Origin of the sequence: Methylobacterium sp. Leaf361 (genome assembly GCF_001424445.1) — a bacterium.
Classification (GTDB): Bacteria; Pseudomonadota; Alphaproteobacteria; order Rhizobiales; family Beijerinckiaceae; genus Methylobacterium.
The window spans coordinates 208,199-227,798 of the sequence record NZ_LMPY01000067.1; the positions used below are offsets into that span (position 1 = coordinate 208,199).

General features: G+C 72.2%; 16 protein-coding genes. 10 read left to right on the forward strand and 6 right to left on the reverse strand.

Annotated elements, in window-relative coordinates:
* Nucleotides 1-144: 144 nt before the first annotated feature.
* Nucleotides 145-549 (reverse strand): DUF983 domain-containing protein, encoded by a 405-nt coding sequence (locus ASG32_RS29295; RefSeq protein WP_085986796.1) that lies wholly within the window; start codon nt 547-549, stop codon nt 145-147.
* 205 nt (nt 550-754) lie between these two features.
* On the opposite strand from ASG32_RS29295, the gene ASG32_RS29300 reads away from it, so the two are divergent.
* On the forward strand, nt 755-2,146 hold the full coding sequence (locus ASG32_RS29300; protein WP_056533310.1) for a PLP-dependent aminotransferase family protein: 1,392 nt from the start codon (nt 755-757) through the stop codon (nt 2,144-2,146).
* A 158-nt stretch (nt 2,147-2,304) separates the two neighbouring features.
* Nucleotides 2,305-2,814 carry a c-type cytochrome gene (locus ASG32_RS29305; RefSeq protein ID WP_082558095.1) on the forward strand — a complete coding sequence of 170 codons (510 nt, stop codon included), beginning with the start codon at nt 2,305-2,307 and terminating at the stop codon, nt 2,812-2,814.
* 249 nt (nt 2,815-3,063) lie between these two features.
* On the opposite strand, the gene ASG32_RS29310 is transcribed toward ASG32_RS29305, so the two are convergent.
* The gene (locus tag ASG32_RS29310) at nt 3,064-4,818 is read right to left on the reverse strand and encodes a DUF3369 domain-containing protein (protein ID WP_020093132.1); all 1,755 of its coding nucleotides are present in this window, start codon (nt 4,816-4,818) and stop codon (nt 3,064-3,066) included.
* A gap of 134 nt (nt 4,819-4,952) precedes the next feature.
* Between ASG32_RS29310 and ASG32_RS29315 the strand changes: the two genes are divergently transcribed.
* The 5 genes from ASG32_RS29315 to ASG32_RS29335 all read left to right on the forward strand — a co-directional run bounded on the left by ASG32_RS29315 (nt 4,953) and on the right by ASG32_RS29335 (nt 10,562).
* Nucleotides 4,953-5,714 carry a response regulator gene (locus ASG32_RS29315; protein ID WP_056533312.1) on the forward strand — a complete coding sequence of 254 codons (762 nt, stop codon included), beginning with the start codon at nt 4,953-4,955 and terminating at the stop codon, nt 5,712-5,714.
* 141 nt (nt 5,715-5,855) lie between these two features.
* Nucleotides 5,856-6,125, forward strand: coding sequence for a hypothetical protein (locus tag ASG32_RS29320; RefSeq protein WP_056533314.1), 270 nt, complete (start codon nt 5,856-5,858; stop codon nt 6,123-6,125).
* A gap of 15 nt (nt 6,126-6,140) precedes the next feature.
* A complete protein-coding gene (locus tag ASG32_RS29325) occupies nt 6,141-6,356 on the forward strand; it encodes a hypothetical protein (RefSeq protein WP_056533316.1) in 216 nt (71 codons plus the stop codon).
* Between the two features lie 244 nt (nt 6,357-6,600).
* On the forward strand, nt 6,601-8,928 hold the full coding sequence (locus tag ASG32_RS29330) for a HAMP domain-containing sensor histidine kinase (protein ID WP_056533318.1): 2,328 nt from the start codon (nt 6,601-6,603) through the stop codon (nt 8,926-8,928).
* On the forward strand, nt 8,925-10,562 hold the full coding sequence (locus ASG32_RS29335) for an ABC transporter substrate-binding protein (protein WP_056533320.1): 1,638 nt from the start codon (nt 8,925-8,927) through the stop codon (nt 10,560-10,562). The genes ASG32_RS29330 and ASG32_RS29335 overlap by 4 nt, the downstream gene beginning before the upstream one ends.
* A gap of 126 nt (nt 10,563-10,688) precedes the next feature.
* Here the strand turns inward: ASG32_RS29335 and ugpB are convergent, their stop codons facing one another.
* Together ugpB and ASG32_RS29345 are read right to left on the reverse strand one after the other, a co-directional pair.
* Nucleotides 10,689-12,074, reverse strand: coding sequence for a sn-glycerol-3-phosphate ABC transporter substrate-binding protein UgpB (ugpB, locus tag ASG32_RS29340; protein WP_082558096.1), 1,386 nt, complete (start codon nt 12,072-12,074; stop codon nt 10,689-10,691).
* Nucleotides 12,071-14,416 (reverse strand): HAMP domain-containing sensor histidine kinase, encoded by a 2,346-nt coding sequence (locus ASG32_RS29345; RefSeq protein ID WP_056533408.1) that lies wholly within the window; start codon nt 14,414-14,416, stop codon nt 12,071-12,073. Before ASG32_RS29345 ends, ugpB begins: the two co-directional genes overlap by 4 nt.
* A 209-nt stretch (nt 14,417-14,625) precedes the next feature.
* On the opposite strand from ASG32_RS29345, the gene ASG32_RS29350 reads away from it, so the two are divergent.
* The 3 genes from ASG32_RS29350 to efeB all read left to right on the forward strand — a co-directional run bounded on the left by ASG32_RS29350 (nt 14,626) and on the right by efeB (nt 17,260).
* Nucleotides 14,626-14,811, forward strand: a complete 186-nt coding sequence (locus tag ASG32_RS29350) for a hypothetical protein (protein ID WP_056533322.1) — start codon at nt 14,626-14,628, stop codon at nt 14,809-14,811.
* Nucleotides 14,812-15,052: 241 nt separating this feature from the next.
* Nucleotides 15,053-15,940, forward strand: coding sequence for an iron uptake system protein EfeO (efeO, locus tag ASG32_RS29355; protein WP_056533325.1), 888 nt, complete (start codon nt 15,053-15,055; stop codon nt 15,938-15,940).
* Nucleotides 15,941-16,018: 78 nt separating this feature from the next.
* Nucleotides 16,019-17,260 (forward strand): iron uptake transporter deferrochelatase/peroxidase subunit, encoded by a 1,242-nt coding sequence (efeB, locus tag ASG32_RS29360; RefSeq protein WP_056533327.1) that lies wholly within the window; start codon nt 16,019-16,021, stop codon nt 17,258-17,260.
* Between the two features lie 95 nt (nt 17,261-17,355).
* Here efeB and fixJ read toward each other — a convergent pair whose 3' ends face one another.
* On the reverse strand, nt 17,356-17,973 hold the full coding sequence (fixJ, locus tag ASG32_RS29365) for a response regulator FixJ (protein WP_056533329.1): 618 nt from the start codon (nt 17,971-17,973) through the stop codon (nt 17,356-17,358).
* On the reverse strand, nt 17,963-19,516 hold the full coding sequence (locus ASG32_RS29370) for a PAS domain S-box protein (RefSeq protein ID WP_056533331.1): 1,554 nt from the start codon (nt 19,514-19,516) through the stop codon (nt 17,963-17,965). Before ASG32_RS29370 ends, fixJ begins: the two co-directional genes overlap by 11 nt.
* Nucleotides 19,517-19,600 lie beyond the last annotated feature (84 nt).

Sequence of the window (19,600 nt, forward strand, 5' to 3'; positions counted from 1 at the left end):
CGGGACGATCAGGCGAAACATTCTGCCCACGAGATCTCCCGGAATACTCTGATTCCGCGAGGCTAGCCCGGCGGTCGACTTCTGGTCAACGTGCCGCGACCGCCGCCTGATCATCGCGGCGACGCGCACGCACCGGCGACGCGGTCAGTCCCGCGACGTCGGACCGGAGACCGGCGCCTTCGGGACCGCGAGGCGTCCCTCCTCGGCCTTGTTGATGTACTGGCTGGCGATGAAGAGCCCCTTCAGCGGCCGGATGATCGGCACGCAGGCCAGGAGGAGCAGCGGCAGCGTCACCACGGCGTGGACCCAGAGCGGCGGATCGTAGGTGAGTTCCAGCCAGATCCCGAAAGCGGTGACGGGGAACGCCATCGTCATCATGATGAAGAAGGCGGGCCCGTCCGCCGGATCGGCGAAGCCGTAGTCCAGCCCGCACGCCTCGCAGCGCGGCCGCAGGGTGATGAAGCCGTCGAACAGGCGTCCTGTCCCGCAGCGCGGGCAGCGGCAGCGCAGGCCGACGGACATGAGCGATTGGTCGGTGGTCCTCTGCATCATCGACGGTCCTGAGCAACAGGCCGGCGCCGATCCCTGATCGACCGGCCTTGCGCCTGCCGATTGTATGGCATATCAAGCCATACAATCGCGGTTGAGACTGAGCAATCCGACAGGTTTCCGGCGGATCGCGGCCGGTTGCGAACACTGAGCGATCTGGCCGCGCGCTCAATGTATGCATACAGTGGTGGGATTACAGGGGTCAATGATGGAATCCTGGAGCCCGACAATCGCCGGCGACACGGGGCCCAAGTACCTCGCCATCGTCCGGGCGTTGGCCGATGACATCCGGGCCGGCCGGCTCTCGCCGGGAGCGCGCCTTCCGCCGCAGCGCGCCCTGGCGAAGCACCTCAACGTCGATCTCACCACGGTCACGCGCGCCTTCAACGAGGCGCGCCGAACGGGCCTGATCGACGCGACCGCGGGACGGGGCAGCTTCGTCCGGGCGTCCCGATCGCCGGCCGGGGAGATGCGCAGGCCCGATCCGTCCGGCAGCGTCGATTTCAGCATGAACATGCCGCCCCAGCCGGAGGCGGCGCGGCTGGCGGAGCGCCTGGACGCGGGTCTGTCGCGGTTGGCCGGTTCGTCCACCTTCCTGGCCCGGATGCAGTACCAGGACAGTGCCGGGAACCTCGCCGACCGGGCGGCGGCGGCCCACTGGCTCGGTCAACGGCTCGGGGCGCTCCCGATGCAGCGCGTCCTCGTGGCCGGCGGTGCCCAGGTCGTGCTCGCCGCCGTGCTCGCTGCCGTCCTGAAGCCGGGCGACGCCCTCTGCGTCCCAGCGCTCACCTATCCCGGGCTGCGCATGGCCGCGGAGCGCCGCGGCGTCCGCCTCCTGCCTGTGGCCGGCGACGCGGAGGGGCTCGACCCGGACGCCCTGCTCGAGCGGTGCCGATCCGATCGGCCGCGGGCCCTGTACCTCGTGCCGACCCTCGACAACCCGACCACCGCGACCCTGCCGGCAATCCGGCGTCGGCGGATCGCCGAGACCGCCCGCACGCACGGCGTCGCCATCATCGAGGACGACGCGTACGGCGCCTTGCCCCACGACGCCCCGGCTCCCATCGCGTCCCAGGCGAGCGACATCACGTGGCACATCGCGACGCTGTCCAAATGCGCGAGTCCCGGCCTGCGCATCGCCTACGTCGCGGTCCCGGGAACGAACGAGGCGGTGCGGCTGGCGGCCGAACTGCGCGCCATCAACATGATGGCCTCGCCCCTCACGGCCGCGCTCGCCTCGCACTGGATCGCCGAAGGCGAGCTCGACGGCATCGTCGCGGCGATCCGGCAGGAGAACGAGCTCAGGCAGGCGGTCGCGCGCGAGACGCTCCGGGACCTGGACGTCTGGGCGCATCCGTGCGGGCACCATCTGTGGCTCCGGCTGCCCGATCCCTGGCGTCGCGGCGAGTTCGGCGCCCACGCGCGCCAGCTCGGCGTGTCGGTCGTCCCGAGCGACGCCTTCGCGGTCGGGGCCGCCCCGGAAGCGATCCGCGTCTCCCTGGGTGCGGCGCCGGACGCCGAGACGCTCCGGTACGGCCTCAGCCTGCTCGCGACGCTGCTGGCGCACCCGCCCGGTGCGATCTCCACCGTTGTCTGAGCCGGCAGAGGCGGCGCGAGCCTCGCGCGCTCGGCCAAGCTGCGCCGCCCGGTCGCGCGCCGCCCCGGTCGTCGGCCGGATCGTGCCCGGCGCGCCGCGCTCCCCAACGGCCGACCGGCCCATGCCGGTCCGACCCCTCTGACCGCGAAGGGAACGCGATGATCCGGTGTCTCAGGCGGACGCGCCCGCGGATCCTGCGTCGTCCCTCGCGCGTCTCGGCACTGGCGCTGGCACTGCTCGCCTCAGCCTGCTCGGACGACGGACGGGAGCGCCGCCGCGCCCTGGGCGAGACCCCGACGTTCGACGACGTCATGCGGGTGGCCGACGCGGAGCGCGGCGGGCGGCTGTTCGGTCAGTGCGCCGCCTGCCACACGATCAGCCCGGGGGCGGGCGATCGGAACGGACCCGAACTCTACGGCGTGCTCGGCAAGCCGGTCGCCAGCAACAGCCGGCGCTACGGCTATACCGGGGCGCTCCGGGCGCTGGGCGGCGTCTGGACACCGGAGCGGATGGACCTCTGGCTCGCCGCCCCGGCGAAGCTGGCGCCCGGCACGCGCATGACCTTCCGCGGCCTTCCCGATCCCCTCGATCGGGGGGATCTCATCGCCTATCTCCGGACCCGGTCACCGGGGGACGGTGACGCAGAGGCGCGCCCGTCGCGGCCTTGAGCGGCTCCCCGGCGGCATCGCGCGTCCTTCGCGACGCGATCGGAGCCGGTGCGAGACCCGCGATCATCGACCAAGCGACGAGCCGGTCGGATCCGGACGCGGTGTTCGTCATCCCGCGCGTCGCCATCGGCCGTCTCCTCGCGGTCGCGGCCGGTGATCGGCCGCCTCGGAGCGGCGTTGTGGTCAAGCTCCTCTGCCGCCGGATTGCGCGACGTCTCGCGTGGCGGCACGGACTGACCCGGCGATCCCTCAGATCAGTCCGACGGATTCTTCCGGGAAGCGGATCGCGAAGACCGCCCCCAGCCCCGGACCGGCGCTCTCCGCCGTGGCGCGGCCGCCGTGAAGCTCGGCGATCCGACGGACGATCGAGAGCCCGAGACCGGTCGAGTTCTCGCCGCCGGTGGGCTTGGCCGACAGGCGCTGGAACCGCCCGAACACCCGGGCCGAATCCTCCGGCGAGAGGCCGGGCCCGTGGTCGGCGACGGCGCAGATCAGTTCCGCGCCGCGCGGGCCCGGCTCGCGGCTGACCCGGACCGTGATCGCCCCGCCCGTCGGGCTGTACTTGATGGCGTTCGAGACGAGGTTGTCGAGGGCCTCGCGCAGGCGCTCGGCGTCGCCGCAGAGGAACAGCTCGTCCGGGCCTTCGCAGACCAGGGTCTGGTCCTTCGCGTCGGCGAGCGGCCGGTCGGCCTCGCAGACCTCCCGGGCGAGGCCCGCGAGGTCGACCGGTTCCCGGCGCAGGCTGATGTCGAGGGCGTCGTTCATCGCGTCGGCCATGAGGCTGTCGATCATGGTCGTCAGCCCCTTGGCGCTGGTGCGCACGTGCTGCACCTGCGCCCGCATCTGCTCCCGGTCGCCCTGCATGTCGATCAGGTCGGACAGCATCTCGGCGCGGCCGAGAATGACCGCCAGCGGGTTCTTCAGATCGTGCGCGATCGTGCCGAGGATCTCGGTCTTCAGGCTGTTGGCGCGCCGCAGGTCCGAGCGCTGCAGGTCCAGCCGGCGATTCGCCCGGATCAGCTCGGCGGTCCGCTCGACGACCCGCCGCTCGAGGTCGGCGTTGGTCAGCTGCAGCCGCTCGTAGAGGATGACGTTGTCGAAGGCGATCGACAGCCGGCTCGTGAACAGGGCGATGAGCGACCGGTCGGTCTCGGACAACTGGCGGTCGGCCTCGATCAGCGCGACGATCTCGCTGCCGCTCGCCGTGTGCAGATACAGGGTCGACCAATGCTCGCCGAAGCTGTGCCGGCGCTCGGCAAAGGCGCGTTCGACAAGGGGTTGCACCCGCTCCTCCAGCGGCCAGCACGGCTCGCGGCCGGCGTAGTGGCCGTAACAGCCGGAGCCGGCCAGAACGCAGAAGCGCTCCTGCGGGGCGGCGGTCTCGCGCAGGACCAAGATGCCGGCGCAGGCGACGTTCAGGAGCGAGGCGACCTGGGTGAGGACACCCTCCGCCAGGCGCTGCATCGACTTGTGATCGAGGAGCATCGGCGCGGCGTCGATGATGATCTCGAGCCCGCGCCGGGTCTCGTCGAGGCGCTTGAGCTGCTGATGGGCGCGCAGGGCCGCGGTGAGGCTGGTGAACAGCTTGTCGGCGGTCAGCTCGGTCTTCGCCTTGTAATCGTTGATGTCGTAGTCGACGATGATCCGCCGCTCCGGCGCCTGCCCGGGCTGGCCCGTCCTCAGGATGATGCGCACGGTCTCCTGCCGGAGCTCGCGCCGGATGTAGTCCACCAGCTCCAGCCCGGCATTGTCGGTCTCCATCACCACGTCGAGCAGCACCACCGCCACGTCGCGGCGCTCGGCGAGCAGCACCCGCGCCTCCGCGGCCGAACGGGCGGTGAGAATCTCCAGGCCGCGCCCGTCGAGGGTGTAGCTCGCCAGCGCGTAGCGCGTGCCGTCATGCACGGCCGGATCGTCGTCGATCACAGCGATCACCCAGGCTCCCGCGGTCGGCTGCGCCTCGTCGAGGTCGTCAGGGATCAGCGTGAGGGTGTCATCGTCCATGGCTATGACCTGAAATGCTGCTCGCAATCGGACGACTACGCTAGAAATCGTGTTGAAAACTTGTCACGCTACCGTGAGCCGATACGATTCCTGCATTCGTTCAAGAGCGAACCCGGAAAGTGCGCACCGCTGCGATGACCATACCAGACAGCCCCGCCCCCGGCGCCGCCCGCGGCGGTGCGGCGATCCCGTCGATCGCCGTGGTGGACGACGAGGCGGCGACCCGCGAGATGGTCGGGGATTACCTGAAGCTCCACGGGTTCTCGGTGGTCCTGTGCGACGGCGGGCGCTCCTTGCGGGAGCACCTCGCCGGCCACAGCCCGGACCTGATCGTGCTCGACCTGAACATGCCCGAGGAGGACGGGCTCTCCATCGTGCGCGACCTCAAGGCCCGGACCGCGATCCCGATCATCATGCTCACCGCCACGGCGAGCGCGATCGACCGCGTGGTCGGGCTGGAACTCGGGGCCGACGATTACTTGCCCAAGCCCTGCGAGTTGCGCGAGCTGGTCGCCCGCGTGCGCTCGGTCCTACGCCGCGTGCAGACGCCGACCGCCGCGCCGGCCCCGGTTCCCGTGAGCGGGCGCCGCATCCGGTTCGGCACGAAATGGCTGGAGCTCGACGCCCTGCGCCTCAGCGACGATGCCGGTCTGGAGCAGGCGCTCACCCGCTCGGAATTCGATCTGCTGAAGGCGTTCGCCGACAATCCGCGGCGGGCGCTCTCGCGCGAGCGCCTGCTCGACCTCGCGGACGCCCGCGACCCGGACGCGTTCGACCGTGCCATCGACGTACGGATCAACCGCATCCGCAAGAAGGTCGAGCCGGACCCCGGCAATCCGCGCTACATCCGCACCGTGCGGGGCCTCGGATACATATTCCGCCCCGAGGGAGACTGATGCGACCCGGATCAATGTTGCGTCGTGATGGGGTGACGCAACAATTCACGCTCCAGATCGGGCTGGAAGCAATATCCGCGGTACGGAGCGTCCCTATCAGCGTGGCAGGACCGAGGGCCGGAGGTGCCCGGAGGACGGGCCATGCGACACGTGATCGGTACCTCGTCGACCGCGGCTTTCGGCACGCTCTGCGTCCTGGCGCTCGTCGGCTGGACCCAAGCGGCCAGCACGGTGCCGATGCAGGCCAGCGGGGGCGCAAAAGCCTCCGCGGCGGCCCGTGACGGCGCCGCCTGTGGCGGGGCGGCCTGGCCGTACCCGCCCGGCGCCTGCGCGGGTGCCGGCCTGGTCGGCGACCCGGCGGGCCGTCGCGTCCGGCTCATCGCGGTCGACGCCGCGCCCGGCCGTCGGTGAGGGGCGCGAACCGCCATGCCGCACTTCAGCGACGACCCCGGTGCCGACGAAGATCCCGACCTGCTCGGTGCGCTGCGCCGCATGCTGCGCGCCGGAGAACGCGCTCCGCGGCGCCTGCCGACCTGCGCCGAGCGGTTCGGCGTGCCGGCGCCGCGCGATCGCGCGCGTGACGCGCAGGATGCCGTGCTGGCCGGCCCGGACCCGCGGCCGCCCCGATCCCGACATCGCTGAGATCGCCCGTGGCGGATGGCTTCGACGCCGTCTCTGCGCGCGCAGCGAAGCGATCCGGCGGCGCCACATCGGCCGGGCGCGCGCCGCCCTGGGTCGCTCCGCTGCGCGCGCGATGACGGGGCGGGCGGCATCGACCGAAGACTGCGCGCGGACACCGGGTGATCCGGTCGCCGGAGCGCCGCCCGATTGCACCGCTCTCCGGCACGGCCTTAAGTTGCTGCCGGACCCCTATGTCGGGACGTGGATGCGGGTTGGACCCAAGATCGCCCTGGTCGGTGGCGTGCCGATCCTCGCCGCCGGCGCGATCGCCATGGCCGGCTGGCTCCTCCTGGCGCAGGAGGAGCGCGCCCGGCGCGGCGCGGTCCTGGCCGCCGACGTTTACCACGACATCGCCACCGCCCGCCTGGTCCGCGACCAGTACGCCGCCGCGGACGCGCAGGACCGGCCCGCCTACGCCGAGCGCTTCGCCAGCCTGACGGCACGGGCCGAGGCCGGCCTCGGCCGGCTCGCCGGCTTCGCCCGCATCGACGAGCAGCGCGCGCGGACCGCCTCGGTGGAGCGGGCGCTGGCCCGCTACCGGGGTGAGATGGACGCCTTCGTCCGCCGGACCCGGGAGAATGACGGCCTGATCCGCGAGATGACGCAGCGGGCCGACACCCTGATCGACCTCACCGACCGGGCGCGCCTGCGGCAGCAGGCCTCGAACGCCGACCTCGCGCGCTCGACGGCCGAGAAGGTCGAGGCGCTGCGGGTCGCCCGGGGCCTCGTGGCCCGCCTCAACGCCCTGAGAGCCCGCAGCGCGGAGAGCGCCGTGCTCGCCGCCCAGGCCGCGGCCCGGAGCGAGGCCCCCGCGGCCGGCCCCGCCGGAGCGGCGGTCTCGGAGAGCGACGGCCCGCGCGCGCAGGGCCTCTTCCGCGCCGCCAGCCGCGACCTCGCGGCGGCGCTGCGGGCCGACGGCCGGGACGCCGACGCGGAGGCCCTCGACGCGCTCACCGCCGAGACGGCGGGGTCGAAGCCGGACCTCCGCGCGAGGCTCGACGCCTGGATCGAGCGCACCTTGAAGATCGAGACGTCCGGCCAGGAGAGCCTGCACGACGAGGTGGCGCAGCTGCTGGCCTATTCCGTGGAGGCCAACGAGATCGAGCGGGCCACCCAGAACGTCGCGATCGGCACCCTCAAGCTGGGGCCGCGCACCGCGGGCGCCCTCCTGCACCGGGACGCGGCCCTCGCCGAGCGGATGCGCGACGAGGGCGAGCGCCTCGCCCGGAGCGCCGCCTCGCTGCCGATCTCGCCGCTGATCCAGGCCGAGATGGTCCAGGCCCTCGACGGGTGGCGCGGGCGCCTCACCACCACCATCGGGGGCCTGCGGCAGCAGAACGCCATGATCGTCGCGATGGACGGGCTCGCCGCGACGATGATCGACAGTGCCAAGGCGCTCAACGACGCCTTCGTGGAGGACGCCGACCGGTCCGGCATCGTCATCCAGCGGATCCTGCTCGCCGGCGCGGCCGGGCTCCTGCTGTTCGGCGCGCTGGTCGTGATCCTCGTCGCCCGCTCGATCCTGGTGCCGTTGCGCGCCCTCCAGGGCGACATGGTCATGCTGACCGGTAACCCGGCGGGGGCGGCCGTGCGGGGCACGGCACGCCGCGACGAGCTCGGCGACATCGCCCGCGCCACCGCGGTCTTCGTCTCCGAGATCACCCGCCGGGAAGGCGCGCTGCGACGGGCCAAGGATCAGGCGGACGTCGCCCTGGTCGAGCTGCGCCGGACCCAGGACAACCTCGTCCGGGCCGAGAAGCTCGCCTCCCTCGGGCAGCTCGTGGCCGGGGTCGCCCACGAGATCAACACGCCGCTGGGCATCGCGCTCACCACCGGGACGCTCATGAGCGACGAGGCGCGGGCCTTCCGCACCGGCCTGTCTGCCGGCACGCTGTCGCGGTCCCGGCTGAACCACTTCGTCGACCGGGTCGAGGAGGGCGCCACCCTGCTCTGCACGAATCTCACCCGGGCCGCCGACCTCGTCCAGGGCTTCAAGCAGGTCGCGGTGGACCGCGTCAGCGACGAGAGCCGCAGCGTCGTGCTGGCGACCTGGCTCGACGACCTGCTGGCGAGCCTCAGGCCGATGCTGCGCAAGGGCGGCCATACGGTGGAGCGCGCCTGCCCCGCGGACCTCGTCATCGACACCAATCCCGGCGTGCTCGCGCAGATCGTGACCAACCTCATCGCGAACGCGGTCGTGCACGGGTTCCGGGCGGGCGAGCCGGGACGGATCACCGTGCACGTGTCGGAACGGGAGGGCGGCCTCGTGCGGATGGAGGTCCGCGACACCGGTCAGGGCATCCCGCCGGAGCACCTCGACCGGATCTTCGACCCGTTCTTCACGACGGCCCGCAGCGCCGGCAGCACGGGGCTCGGCATGCATATCGTCCACAATCTCGTGACCGCCAAGCTCGGCGGCCGCATCGCGGTCAGCAGCGAGCCCGGCCAGGGGACCGTCGTGCAGGTCGACTTTCCCGCCCAGGGTGCCGGAGCGGCCGCGCGGCCGCGGACCGGCGCGATCCGGACGCCGTGAGGCCAGCCGCGGCATACCGCGCCGGGCAGCGCGCCCTGGCGGCCGGCTTCATCTCGGCCCTGCTCCTGGGGCACGGCCCGGCATCTGCGCGCACCTTCGTGTTCTGCTCGGAAGGCAGCCCGGAAACCTTCGATCCCGCCCGCGCCACGACCACCACCACGATGAACGCCGCGTGGCAGGTCTACAATACGCTCGTGGAATTCGTGCCCGGCACCACGACGATCCGCCCGGCCCTCGCCGAATCCTGGACGGTCTCGGAGGACGGCCGGACCTACGTCTTCGCTCTGCGGGACGGCGTCCGCTTCCACGCCAACGCGCGCTTCACCCCCACGCGCGCCCTGAACGCCGACGACGTGGTGTTCTCGTTCACCCGGCAGCGGCGCTCCGGGCCCGACGGCGCCTCGCAGGGCTTCACCTACTTCCACGATCTCGGCCTCGCCGACCTGATCGAGACCGTCGACGCCCAGGATCCGCGCCACGTCCGCTTCCGGTTGCGCGAGGCCGACACCACCTTCCTCGCCAACATCGCGCAGGCCTTCGGCGCCATCCTGTCCGCCGAGTACGCGGCCGCCCTCGCGGCCGGCAACGCGTCGGACGACCTCGCCCGGGCGCCCGTCGGGACGGGCCCGTTCGTCTTCGAGGGGTACCGGCCGGATCAGGTCCTCCGCTACCGCGCCTTCCCGGATTACTGGCGCCGCCCCGCGGACGGGAACGAGCCGGGCGAGCGCCCCGACGGTCTCGTCTTCGCGATCACGCCGAACGCGGCGGTCCGGCTGAACAAGCTGCGGGCCGGCGAGTGCCACGCCATGGCGTTCCCGGCGACCGGCGACCTCGACGCGATCCGGGCGGAGCCGGGCCTGACGCTGCTCGCGCTGGCCGAGCTGAACGTCGCCTATCTCGCCCTCAACACGACCCGCGCGCCCTTCGGCGACGTCCGGGTGCGGCTCGCGGTCAACCTCGCCATCGACCGGCGGGCGATCGTGGCGGGCGTCTACGGCGATGCCGGGATCCTGGCGCAGGGGCCGCTGCCGCCCGGGATCTGGGCCCACGACGCGGACCTGCCGGACACCCCCTTCGACCGCGGCGAGGCGCTGCGCCTGCTGGCCGAGGCCGGGCTCGCCGACGGCTTCGACGTTGACCTGTGGTATCCGCCAGTCAGCCGACCCTACAACCCGAACGGCCGGCGCGTCGCCGACATGATCCAGGCCGACCTCGCGCAGGTGGGCATCCGCGCGCGCCCGGTCACGCGTCCCTGGAACGCGTACCGCGCCGCCCTGTACGGCGGAGAGCCCACGCTGATGCTCTACGGCTGGACGAGCGACAACGGCGACCCGGACAACTTCCTGAACGTCCTGCTCGGCTGCAAGGCCGCCCAGACCGGCGGCGCCAACCTCGCCCGCTGGTGCGACCCGGCCTACGACCGGCTGGTCGAGGCCGCCCGCCGAACCGGCGACCGGGAGGCGCGCCAGGCTCTGTACCGGCAGGCTCAGGCCATCGCCCGGCGCGCGATGCCCTGGGTGCCCCTGGCCCACACCAAGGTGCATCTGGCGCTCCGCGACGACGTGCTCGGCCTGACGATGGATCCCCTCGGCCGCCACCTGTTCGAGACGGTACGGTTCCGCGACCCGCGCTGACGGCAACGACAGCACCGTCCTCGCGAGCGGAGCGAAGCAATCCAGCAGCGCCACGTTCACTGACGGCGCGCATCCCTGGGTCGCTTCGCGGCGCTCGCGATGACGGGGTGGGCCGACCGACCACGCTCACTTCTTGGTCCGCTGCTGGAAGACCCGCAGCACCTGATTGCCCCGCGCCACGGCGTCGTCGAGGGCCCGCTGCGGCGCCTTCGCGCCGTCGAGCGCCGCCTCCAGTTCCTCGGCCCAGATGTCCCGGATCTGCAGCATGTTGCCCAGGCGCAGACCGGCGGTGTTGCGTGTCGGCGGCCGCCGGGTGAGTTCCTGCACGGCGACGTGGAGCTGCGGGTGCCGCTCGAAGAAGCCCTCCGCCACCGCGTCGTCGTAGGCGGCGCGCGTGGTGGGGATGTAGCCGGTGTTCCGGTACATCGCGGCCTGCTGCCGCCCGTCCATCAGGAAGGCCAGGAACCGGGCGACGCCGCGGTACTCGTCCGGCGTCTTGCCCTGCATCACGTAGAGCGAGCCGCCGCCCAGGATCGCGTTCTGCGGCTCCGGCACGACGTCGGGATAGAAGGGCATGGGCACGACCGTCCAGTCGAACCGGGCGGCGGTGGCGACCTTGCCGTACAGGCTGGACGAGGTGAGGAAGATCGCGCAGTCGCCCGAGACGAACCGGCTCTCGCCGCGATTGACGCGGTCGTTGTACTCGAACACGCCCGCGCGCTTCAGGTCGACGAGGTTCTGCAGGTGGCGGACCTGGAGCGGGCCGTTGAAGACGAGTTCGGCATCGTAGCCGTCCAGGCCGTTGGAGCGGGTCGCGAGCGGCCGGTCGTGCCAGACGGACAGCTGCTCGAGATGCACCCAGGTCGGCCAGGCGGAGGACAGGGCGCACCGCTTGCCGTCCGCCGCCTTGAGCCGCCGCGCGGCCTCGAAGACCTCGGGCCAGGTCGCCGGGGGCTGCTTGGCGTCGAGTCCCGCCAGACGGAACCGGTCGCGGTTGATCCACATCACCGTCGAGGAGACGTTGAAGGGGAGCGACAGCATCCCGCCCTCGGCATCCCGATAATTGGTGGCGACGACCGGCAGGAAGTCCTCGGGTGTCACCGAGAGCCCGGCCTCCCGCATCACGGTGGCGACGGACCTGACGGCGCCGACGGCGGCCGCCATGGTGCCGTTGCCGACCTCGAAGACCTGCAGCAGGTGCGGCGCCGCGCCGGTGCGGTAGGCCGTGATGCCGCTGCTGATCGTCTCGGCGTAGGAGCCCTTGTAGACCGGCACGACCCGGTAGTCCGGCTGTGAGGCGTTGAAGGTCTCGGCGAGGCGGGTCACCAGCTCGCCGTTCGGCCCGTCCAGGGCGTGCCAGAACTGGATCTCGGTGAGGGCCGCGGCGGGCAGCGGGCGCAGCGCCGCGGGCAGCCCGACGAGTAGCCCGACGAGCAGCGGCATGAGCAGGCCGGTGCTCGGCAGCCTCGAGCGGCCGACGCCGCGCCGGATGGGTTGCGTCGCGCCGCTCATGTCAGCCGCTCCGGGAGCCACAGCCGCAGCACCGTGCCGGCACCCGCGCTGCTCTGCAGTTCGACTCGCCCCTGGAGGCGGTTCACCACGAGGTTGTGGACGATGTGCAGGCCCAGGCCCGTGCCGCCGCGGGCGCGGGCCGTCGTGAAGAACGGGTCGAACACGCGGCCGAGGTCGGCCCCGTCGATGCCGCGCCCGTCATCGGCGATGGAGAGGCCGATGCCGTCCCCGGACCGGATCCCCGTGATGGTGATGCGGCCGCCCTCCCGATCCTGGAAGCCGTGCTCGATCGCGTTCTTGACGGCGTTCGAGACGACCTGCGCCAGGATCCCCGGCAGGGTGTCGACCACGAGATCGGGCGGGCAGTCGACCTCGAAGACGTGGCGGCCCGGCCGCGCCAGGGCGCGCAGGCTCTTCAGGAGCTCGTCGATCCAGTCCGCGAGGTTCAGCGGGCGGCGGTCCTCGATGGCCTGATCGGCCGCCACCTGCTTGAAGCTGTAGAGGAGATCGGCCGCGCGCATCAGGTTGCTGGTCAGGAGCTGCGCGCCCTCCCGCATCCGCCCGGCATACTGGGTCAGCCGCGACCGGGAGAGCTGGTTGTCCCCGACCATGCGCGCGAACGCGGCCGAGTCGGACTGGACCTGTGTCGCCGTGGTCAGGGCGATGCCGAGCGGGGTGCTGATCTCGTGCGAGACGCCCGCCACGAGCTGCCCGAGCGAGGCGAGCCGCTCGGCGCGGATCAGGTCCTCCTGGGCCTGCCGCAGGGTCGTGAGCGCGTCGTCGGCGCGCTGGGAGGCGTTGCGCCGGTCCGCCTCGCGGCGGCGGATCTGCTCCAGGAACGCGTTGGTCGCCCTGGCGATGTCGCCGAGTTCGTCGCGTCGGGTGAGCAGGTGGCTGTCGCGGCCGATATCCTCGGGGGCGGGCGCGGCGGCGGCGGTGACGATGCTGTGCTGGAGCGCGTGCAGCGGCCGGGTGATCGAGCGCGCCACCGCGGCGGCGGCGCCGATCCCCAGGCACAGGGCGCCGACCGCCCCCACGACCAGCAACTGCCGGATCACGCTGCCGAACTGGTCGGCATCGTCGATGAAGGCCCGGCTCAAGGTCTGCGCGTTGGCGCTCATCGTGGCGGCGCGGCTGTCCATGTCGGCGATGGTCTCGTTCTGCTCGCCGATCTTCCCGATCGTCGCTGCGAGCTGCGTGCGCCACCCGTCGATCGCCTCCGCCATCTCGTCCCGGATGCTCACCGGGATGAGCAGCGTCCGGGACGTGCCCGACAGCTCCGCGCCCGCCTCCAGCACCCGCGACGCTTCCGCAGTATCCCGGCGCGCCAGGGCCGCATCCGTCCGCCGGGCCAAGCGCAGGGCCGTGAGGGCGATGTCCTGGGCGGAGAGCTCGGCCTCGTTCGAGAGGACCGAGTGACGGATCAGGAGCGCGACCTCCTCGTACAGCCGGTTCTGCCGGGTGACGTTCACTTGGACGAGCTGGTCGCACCACTCGACCAGGACGCGGCCGGCCTGGGTCGCGCGGGTCAGCTCGAAGCCCTCGGAGAGCACCCTGTTGAGGCCGTCCTCGGTCCGGCTCCGGTCGCGGTACGCCTTCAGGAGCTCCGTCGCCCGGTCCGCCGCCCCCGCTTCGCCGTCGACCCGCAGGACGCGGCGCAGCCGGTCGCCCACCGCATCGAGCTGCCGCAGGTCGGCAGCGAGCTCATCGAACTCGATCGGGAAGACCGGGCGGCCGATGCGCGCCCGGTTCAGCTCCGCGGTGCTGATCGCCTCCCGGAGCTCCCGGAGGGCCGTGACGACGCCCTGGTTCCGCTCCAGCTCGGCATCCTTGACGGCCAGGACGGCGATCAGCTGAGCGTTGTCCTGCTGCTGGCGCCGGCGCGCGACGTCGGTCAGCGCCACCAGGGCGTCCGCCCGCCGGGCCATATCGGCGATCGTCGCGTTCGCCGTCCGCTCGGAGAGCAGGAGCGAGCGCATGCGCGTCACCTGCGAGTTCAGATCGCCCGTGACGGTCGCCACGAGAGCCGACTGGCCGCGGGTGCGCGCGAGACCCTCCAGACGTTCGAGCTGCCCGGCCGCCGTGGCGGCCCGCTCGTCGAAGCGTCGCTCGGCCTCGTCCCGCCGCGCGGTGCCGCCGCTGACGGCATCCGCCCGCGCCCGGTTCATCGACGTCAGCGTCTGTGCGGTCTCCGTCGCCACCACGGCGCCGGTCCGGGCCCGCTCGGCCTCGTAGAGCAGGATCCAGGCGCCCAGCGCGATGGCGGCCGCGACGAGAATCGGGATCGCGCCGACCACGAGGACGCGGCGCGCGATCCCGGACCTCCCCAACCCGCGGATCATCGCGCCGCGCACCGTGTCCCGCGCCCCGTCACCCGTCCCGCTCCCCGATCCGTCGCTGATTCCGCGACGACACACTCCGTTATTGTGCCATCGGCGCGATGACTTCCCGAGAGCGCTGAAGCAACACGGGACGCAATATTCCCGCAGCACCGCTTGCGTAGATACCGCCCCGCACAACGGTCCTCGAAGGCCGAATGAGGGGAAACACCATGCTCGACGTCATCGCCCGCCTCCTGCTCTCGGCCGGCATCATGGTCGGCACGACCTACCTGCCGGCGCTCTCGCAGGCCGTCACCGGGCAGCCGGCCGGCACCCGGAGCTACGCCGCGGACGCGCCCGCCTGCCCGGCGAAGCCCGCGATGGCCGGGATCCGCGCCCGGTCCTGCCTGGGCTGACCGGCGTGGAGACGCTTCCTCTGATCCTGCTCGTCGGCGGGAATGTCCTGCTCGCGATCGTGATCCCGCTCCTCGTCTGAAAGCGCCGCGATCATGCTCCGCGAGGCCGCCGGAAGGCCGGTCGACCAGGGCCCGCCGCGAACCGCCGCCGCGGTCGGCAGTTGCCCGCCGGTGAGGCCTCGATTAGCCGGTCGATGCGGCCGGCTCGGGCCGCGCCCCGTGTCACGATGCGCCGCCGCCCATGCCCGCGTCTCCAAGCCTCGCCCGGGACCGATCCCGCATCGCGGCCCTCGCTCTGGCGACGCTGATCGGCGTCGGCGATCCCCGCCCGGGCTGGTCCCTCGACATGCCGGACAGCCCGCGTCCCGCCCGGCCGTCCCGGCCGGTGCCGCCGGAGCTGGCCGCGGCCCTCGCGGCGTACAGGACCTACGTCGTGGCCCAGGCCAACGCCTTCGTGCGCGAGACCGCGCACTTCGTCGCGGCGATCCAGGCCGGGCAGCTCGCGGAGGCGCGCCGGCTCTACGCCCCGGCGCGCGCGCCCTACGAGCGCATCGAGCCGGTGGCGGCCCTGTTTCCCGAGCTGATCAAGCGTCTCGACGTGCGCAGCGACGAGTTCGAGCTGCGCGAGCGCGATCCCGCCTTCGTCGGCTTCCATCGGCTGGAGATGGCGCTGTTCACCCTCGGCACCACGGAGGGGCTCGGCGAGGTCGCGGAGCGGCTCACCGCCGAGACCGTGACCCTGCGCGACCGACTCGCGGCGCTCGCCATCCCGCCCGCCCGGGCGGTCGGGGCGGCCTCGGCCCTGATCGAGGGGATCGCCGCCACCAAGATCAGCGGCGAGGAGGAGCGCTACAGCCGCACCGACCTGTGGGACTTCCAGGCCAATATCGAGGGCTCGAAGGTGGTGTTCACGCTCCTGCGGCCGCTGCTGACGGACCGGGACTTCGTGGCCCGGGTCGAGCGCAGCTACAAGCGGGTCGAGGACCTGCTCGCGCGCTACCGCAGTCCGGACGGCGGCTTCCAGAGCTACGACAACCTCACCGCCCGGGACCGCAACGCCCTGAAGGGGCCCATCACCCTTCTGGCTGAAGATCTGTCGACGCTGCGTGGCCGGTTGGGTCTAGACTGATATCGTTGTCGAGGTGCCGCGCTGTGGCCTCTCTTCGTGGCTAAAGGCGGCAGCGCGACCAGATCTTGCCGAGCGACGATGCGCTTCCTTTCACCGGTTCCCACCCGCCGCCGGTTTCTCGGCGGCCTCGGCGCCGCCGCGCTCCTCGGGCCCGCCCGGGCCGAGGATGCGACTCCGACCACCGCCACCGAGGGGACGCTCGTCTCTCAGCCCTTCTACGGCCCCCACCAAGCCGGGATCGTCACCCCGCAGCCGGCCGCCGCCCTCTACGTCGCCTTCGACGTGCTGGCCGAGCGGCGCGGCGAGCTGCCCCACCTGTTCCGGACCCTCACCGAGCGCCTCGCCTTCCTGACGCGGGGCGGTGCCGTGCCCGATCTCCACCCGCAACTGCCGCCGCGCAATTCCGGCATCCTCGGGCCGACCATCCTCCCGGACAATCTCACCGCCACCGTCTCGGTCGGCGCGAGCCTGTTCGATTACCGGTTCGGCCTGGGTCGCGCTCGCCCGCGCCATCTCGGGCCGATGGAGCGCTTCCCCAACGACGCCCTCGACCCGGCGCAGTGCCACGGCGACCTGCTGATCCAGTTCTGCTCGAACACCGCCGAGACCAACATCCACGCCCTGCGCGACGTCATCAAGGCGACGCCCGGCCTCCTCACGCCGCGCTGGAAGATGGAGGGCTTCCTCCCGCCCCACGTGGTGAAGACCATGGGGGCCGACACCGTGCGCAACATGCTCGGCTTCAAGGACGGCACCGCCAACCTCGACGTGCGGGACCTCCGGATGATGGACCGTTACGTCTGGGTCGGGTCGGGGCAGGACGAGCCGGCCTGGACGACGGGCGGAAGCTACCAGGTGGTGCGGATCATCCGCACCCTTGTCGAGCGCTGGGACCGCACGCCGCTCGGCGAGCAGGAGGCCATCATCGGGCGGCACAAGGGCAGCGGCGCGCCGCTCCGGCAGGGACACGAGCGCGACGTCCCCGACTACGCCGCCGACCCGGACGGCGAGGCGATCTCGCTCGCGGCCCATATCCGTCTCGCCAATCCGCGCCTGCCGGGCACCGAGGGCAGCCTGATCCTGCGCCGCAGCTACAACTATTCCCGCGGGCTGACCGCCGCCGGCCAGCTCGACATGGGCCTGCTGTTCGTCTGCTACCAGGCCGACCTCGCCGCCGGATTCGTCACCGTGCAGAACCGTCTGTCCGGCGAGGGGCTCGAAGAGTACATCCGCCCGATCGGCGGCGGCTATTTCTTCGCTCTGCCCGGCGTGCCGGGGCCCGGCTCCTTCCTCGGGGAAGGCATGTTGGCCACGACCTAGACGGCGTCGACGCGGATCCCGGCTCGGACCACCGCCCCCGGATGCTGCGCCCGGGGCGCCCGAGGGACCGGCCGCCCGCGGGATCGCCTCCGCACTCAGTCGCCGTCCGCCTGTCCCGCGATCAGGGCCATGCGGACGAGTTCGGAAAGGCTGCCGGCCTGGAGCTTGGACATGACGTTCGCCCGGTAGATCTCCACCGTCCGCGGGCTGATGCCGAGATCGAGGCCGATCACCTTGTTGGCCTTGCCGGCGATCAGTCCCTCCAGCACCTGCCGCTCGCGCTCGGTCAATTCGGCCAGGCGCGCCCGCACCGCGTCGCGCTCGGACGCGCGCTTGGCCGTCCGGTCCGAGCGCGCCAGGGCCGAGCGGATGCTGGCGAGGAGCACCTCGTCGTCGAACGGCTTCTCGATGAAGTCGACCGCGCCGGCCTTCATGGCCGCGACCGCGAGGGCGACGTCCGCGTGGCCCGTCATGACGATGACCGGCGGCAGGCTGCCCCGCTGACGGAGGCGGTGCAGGAGCTCGACGCCGTCGATGCCGGGCATGCGCACGTCGGTGACGACGCAGCCGACGCGCTCGGGCTCCGCCGCCAGGAAGGCGGTCGCGGAATCGTGGACGCGGACGGTCAGCCCGTCGGTCGCCAGCAGGAAGGCCAGCGCCTGACGCACCGCGAGATCGTCGTCCACGATGTGCACGGGCGCGTCACTCGACATGAGCCATCTCCTCGCGGTCGAAGGTGCGCAGGGTGAAGCGGAAGGTCGTCCCGCCGTCCGGACCGGGGCCGGCCTGGATCTTGCCGCCGTGGGCCTCGACGATGGTCCGGCAGATCGACAGGCCGACGCCCATGCCATTCGCCTTCGTCGTCACGAAGGGCTGGAAGAGCTGCTCGGCGATCTCGGGCGCGATGCCGGTCCCGGTATCCGACACGCGCACCTCGACCAGGCCCTCGGCGGGCAGCGCCCGCGTGGCGACGGTCAGGTCGCGCCGGGCGACGTCCTGCATGGCCTCGATCGCGTTGCGGATGAGGTTGAGCAGGACCTGCTGCACCTGGATCCGGACCGCCATCACGAGTGGCGCGTCCGGGTCGAGATCGAAGCGGACGCGCACACCCTTCTCCTTGGCGCCGACGAGGGCGAGGGCGCTCGCTTCCTCGATCAGCTTCGGCAATCCCTCGATGTGGCGCTCGCTCTCGCCGCGCGACACGAAATCCCGCAGGTGCCGGATCACCTGCCCGGCTCTCAGGGCCTGATCGGCCGCTTGATTCACCGCGTCGGCGAGCAGGGGCACCTCGGGACCCTCCATGCGCCCGAGGAGGCGGCGGCAGCCCTTGAGGTAGCTCGCGATCGCCGTCAGGGGCTGGTTGATCTCGTGGGCCAGGGTCGAGGCCATCTCGCCGAGGGCGGTGAAGCGCGACATGTGCACCAGCTCGGACTGCAGCTCCTGCAGGCGCGTCTCGGTCTCGTTCCGCTCGGTGAGGTCCCGGATGAAGCCGGTGAAGTAGCGCTCGCCGCCCGAGCGCATCTCCCCGACCGACAGCTCCATGGGGAAGGTGGAGCCGTCCTTGCGCTGGCCGACCACGACGCGGCCGATGCCGATGATCCGGCGCTCGCCCGTCCGGAGGTAGCGGGCCATGTAGGCGTCGTGCTGGCTGCGGTACGGCTCCGGCATCAGCACGCTGACGTTCCGCCCGACCATCTCGACCGAGCCGTAGCCGAACTGGCGCACGGCGGCCGCGCTGAACGACTTGATCTGCGCCTGCTCGTCGATGACGATCATCGCATCGGGGACCGTGTCGAGGATCGAGCGCAGGTGCGCCTCGCGCGCCCGCAACTCTTCGTCGGCCTGCTTCTGCGCGTGGATGCTGAAGACCACGCCCCGGTGCCGGCACGGCCGGCCGCCGGCATCGACCTGCACGCGCCCGCGCGAGCGCAACCAGTGAACGCGTCCATCAGGATGCACGGCGCGGAAGTCGATCTCGTAGCTTCCGCCGTCCGTCAGCGCGCGCCCGATCGCCGCCGCCCGGGCGGCGCGGTCGTCCGGGTGAACGCGCGCTTGGATCTCGTCCAGGGTGGTGAGACGGTCCGGCGGCACGCCGAACAGGCGGATGCAGGACGGGAGGATCGTGACGCGCCCGGTCGGGATGTCGAGGGCCCAGCCGCAGATGCCGGCCTCGTCGAGCGTCAGCCGCAGGCCGTCGGCGTCGAAGGGGCCGCCGTTGCCGGTGGCGGGCGCGTATGGGTGTTCAGGCGTCGTCATGTCAGTCGCGCGCGGGGGGACGGCACCGTCATCATTCCGGGTCGTCGGCGCCCGTCTTACACCGCCGGTTGCATCAGCAAACAG

Bases quoted from the DNA above. Each gene is read 5' to 3' on its own strand.
- ASG32_RS29295 (WP_085986796.1), bottom strand. From the start codon at position 549: ATGCAGAGGACCACCGACCAATCGCTCATGTCCGTCGGCCTGCGCTGC.
- ASG32_RS29300 (WP_056533310.1), top strand. From the start codon at position 755: ATGATGGAATCCTGGAGCCCGACAATCGCCGGCGACACGGGGCCCAAG.
- ASG32_RS29305 (WP_082558095.1), top strand. From the start codon at position 2,305: ATGATCCGGTGTCTCAGGCGGACGCGCCCGCGGATCCTGCGTCGTCCC.
- ASG32_RS29310 (WP_020093132.1), bottom strand. From the start codon at position 4,818: ATGGACGATGACACCCTCACGCTGATCCCTGACGACCTCGACGAGGCG.
- ASG32_RS29315 (WP_056533312.1), top strand. From the start codon at position 4,953: ATGACCATACCAGACAGCCCCGCCCCCGGCGCCGCCCGCGGCGGTGCG.
- ASG32_RS29320 (WP_056533314.1), top strand. From the start codon at position 5,856: ATGCGACACGTGATCGGTACCTCGTCGACCGCGGCTTTCGGCACGCTC.
- ASG32_RS29325 (WP_056533316.1), top strand. From the start codon at position 6,141: ATGCCGCACTTCAGCGACGACCCCGGTGCCGACGAAGATCCCGACCTG.
- ASG32_RS29330 (WP_056533318.1), top strand. From the start codon at position 6,601: ATGCGGGTTGGACCCAAGATCGCCCTGGTCGGTGGCGTGCCGATCCTC.
- ugpB (WP_082558096.1), bottom strand. From the start codon at position 12,074: ATGAGCGGCGCGACGCAACCCATCCGGCGCGGCGTCGGCCGCTCGAGG.
- ASG32_RS29345 (WP_056533408.1), bottom strand. From the start codon at position 14,416: ATGATCCGCGGGTTGGGGAGGTCCGGGATCGCGCGCCGCGTCCTCGTG.
- ASG32_RS29350 (WP_056533322.1), top strand. From the start codon at position 14,626: ATGCTCGACGTCATCGCCCGCCTCCTGCTCTCGGCCGGCATCATGGTC.
- efeO (WP_056533325.1), top strand. From the start codon at position 15,053: ATGCCCGCGTCTCCAAGCCTCGCCCGGGACCGATCCCGCATCGCGGCC.
- efeB (WP_056533327.1), top strand. From the start codon at position 16,019: ATGCGCTTCCTTTCACCGGTTCCCACCCGCCGCCGGTTTCTCGGCGGC.
- fixJ (WP_056533329.1), bottom strand. From the start codon at position 17,973: ATGTCGAGTGACGCGCCCGTGCACATCGTGGACGACGATCTCGCGGTG.
- ASG32_RS29370 (WP_056533331.1), bottom strand. From the start codon at position 19,516: ATGACGACGCCTGAACACCCATACGCGCCCGCCACCGGCAACGGCGGC.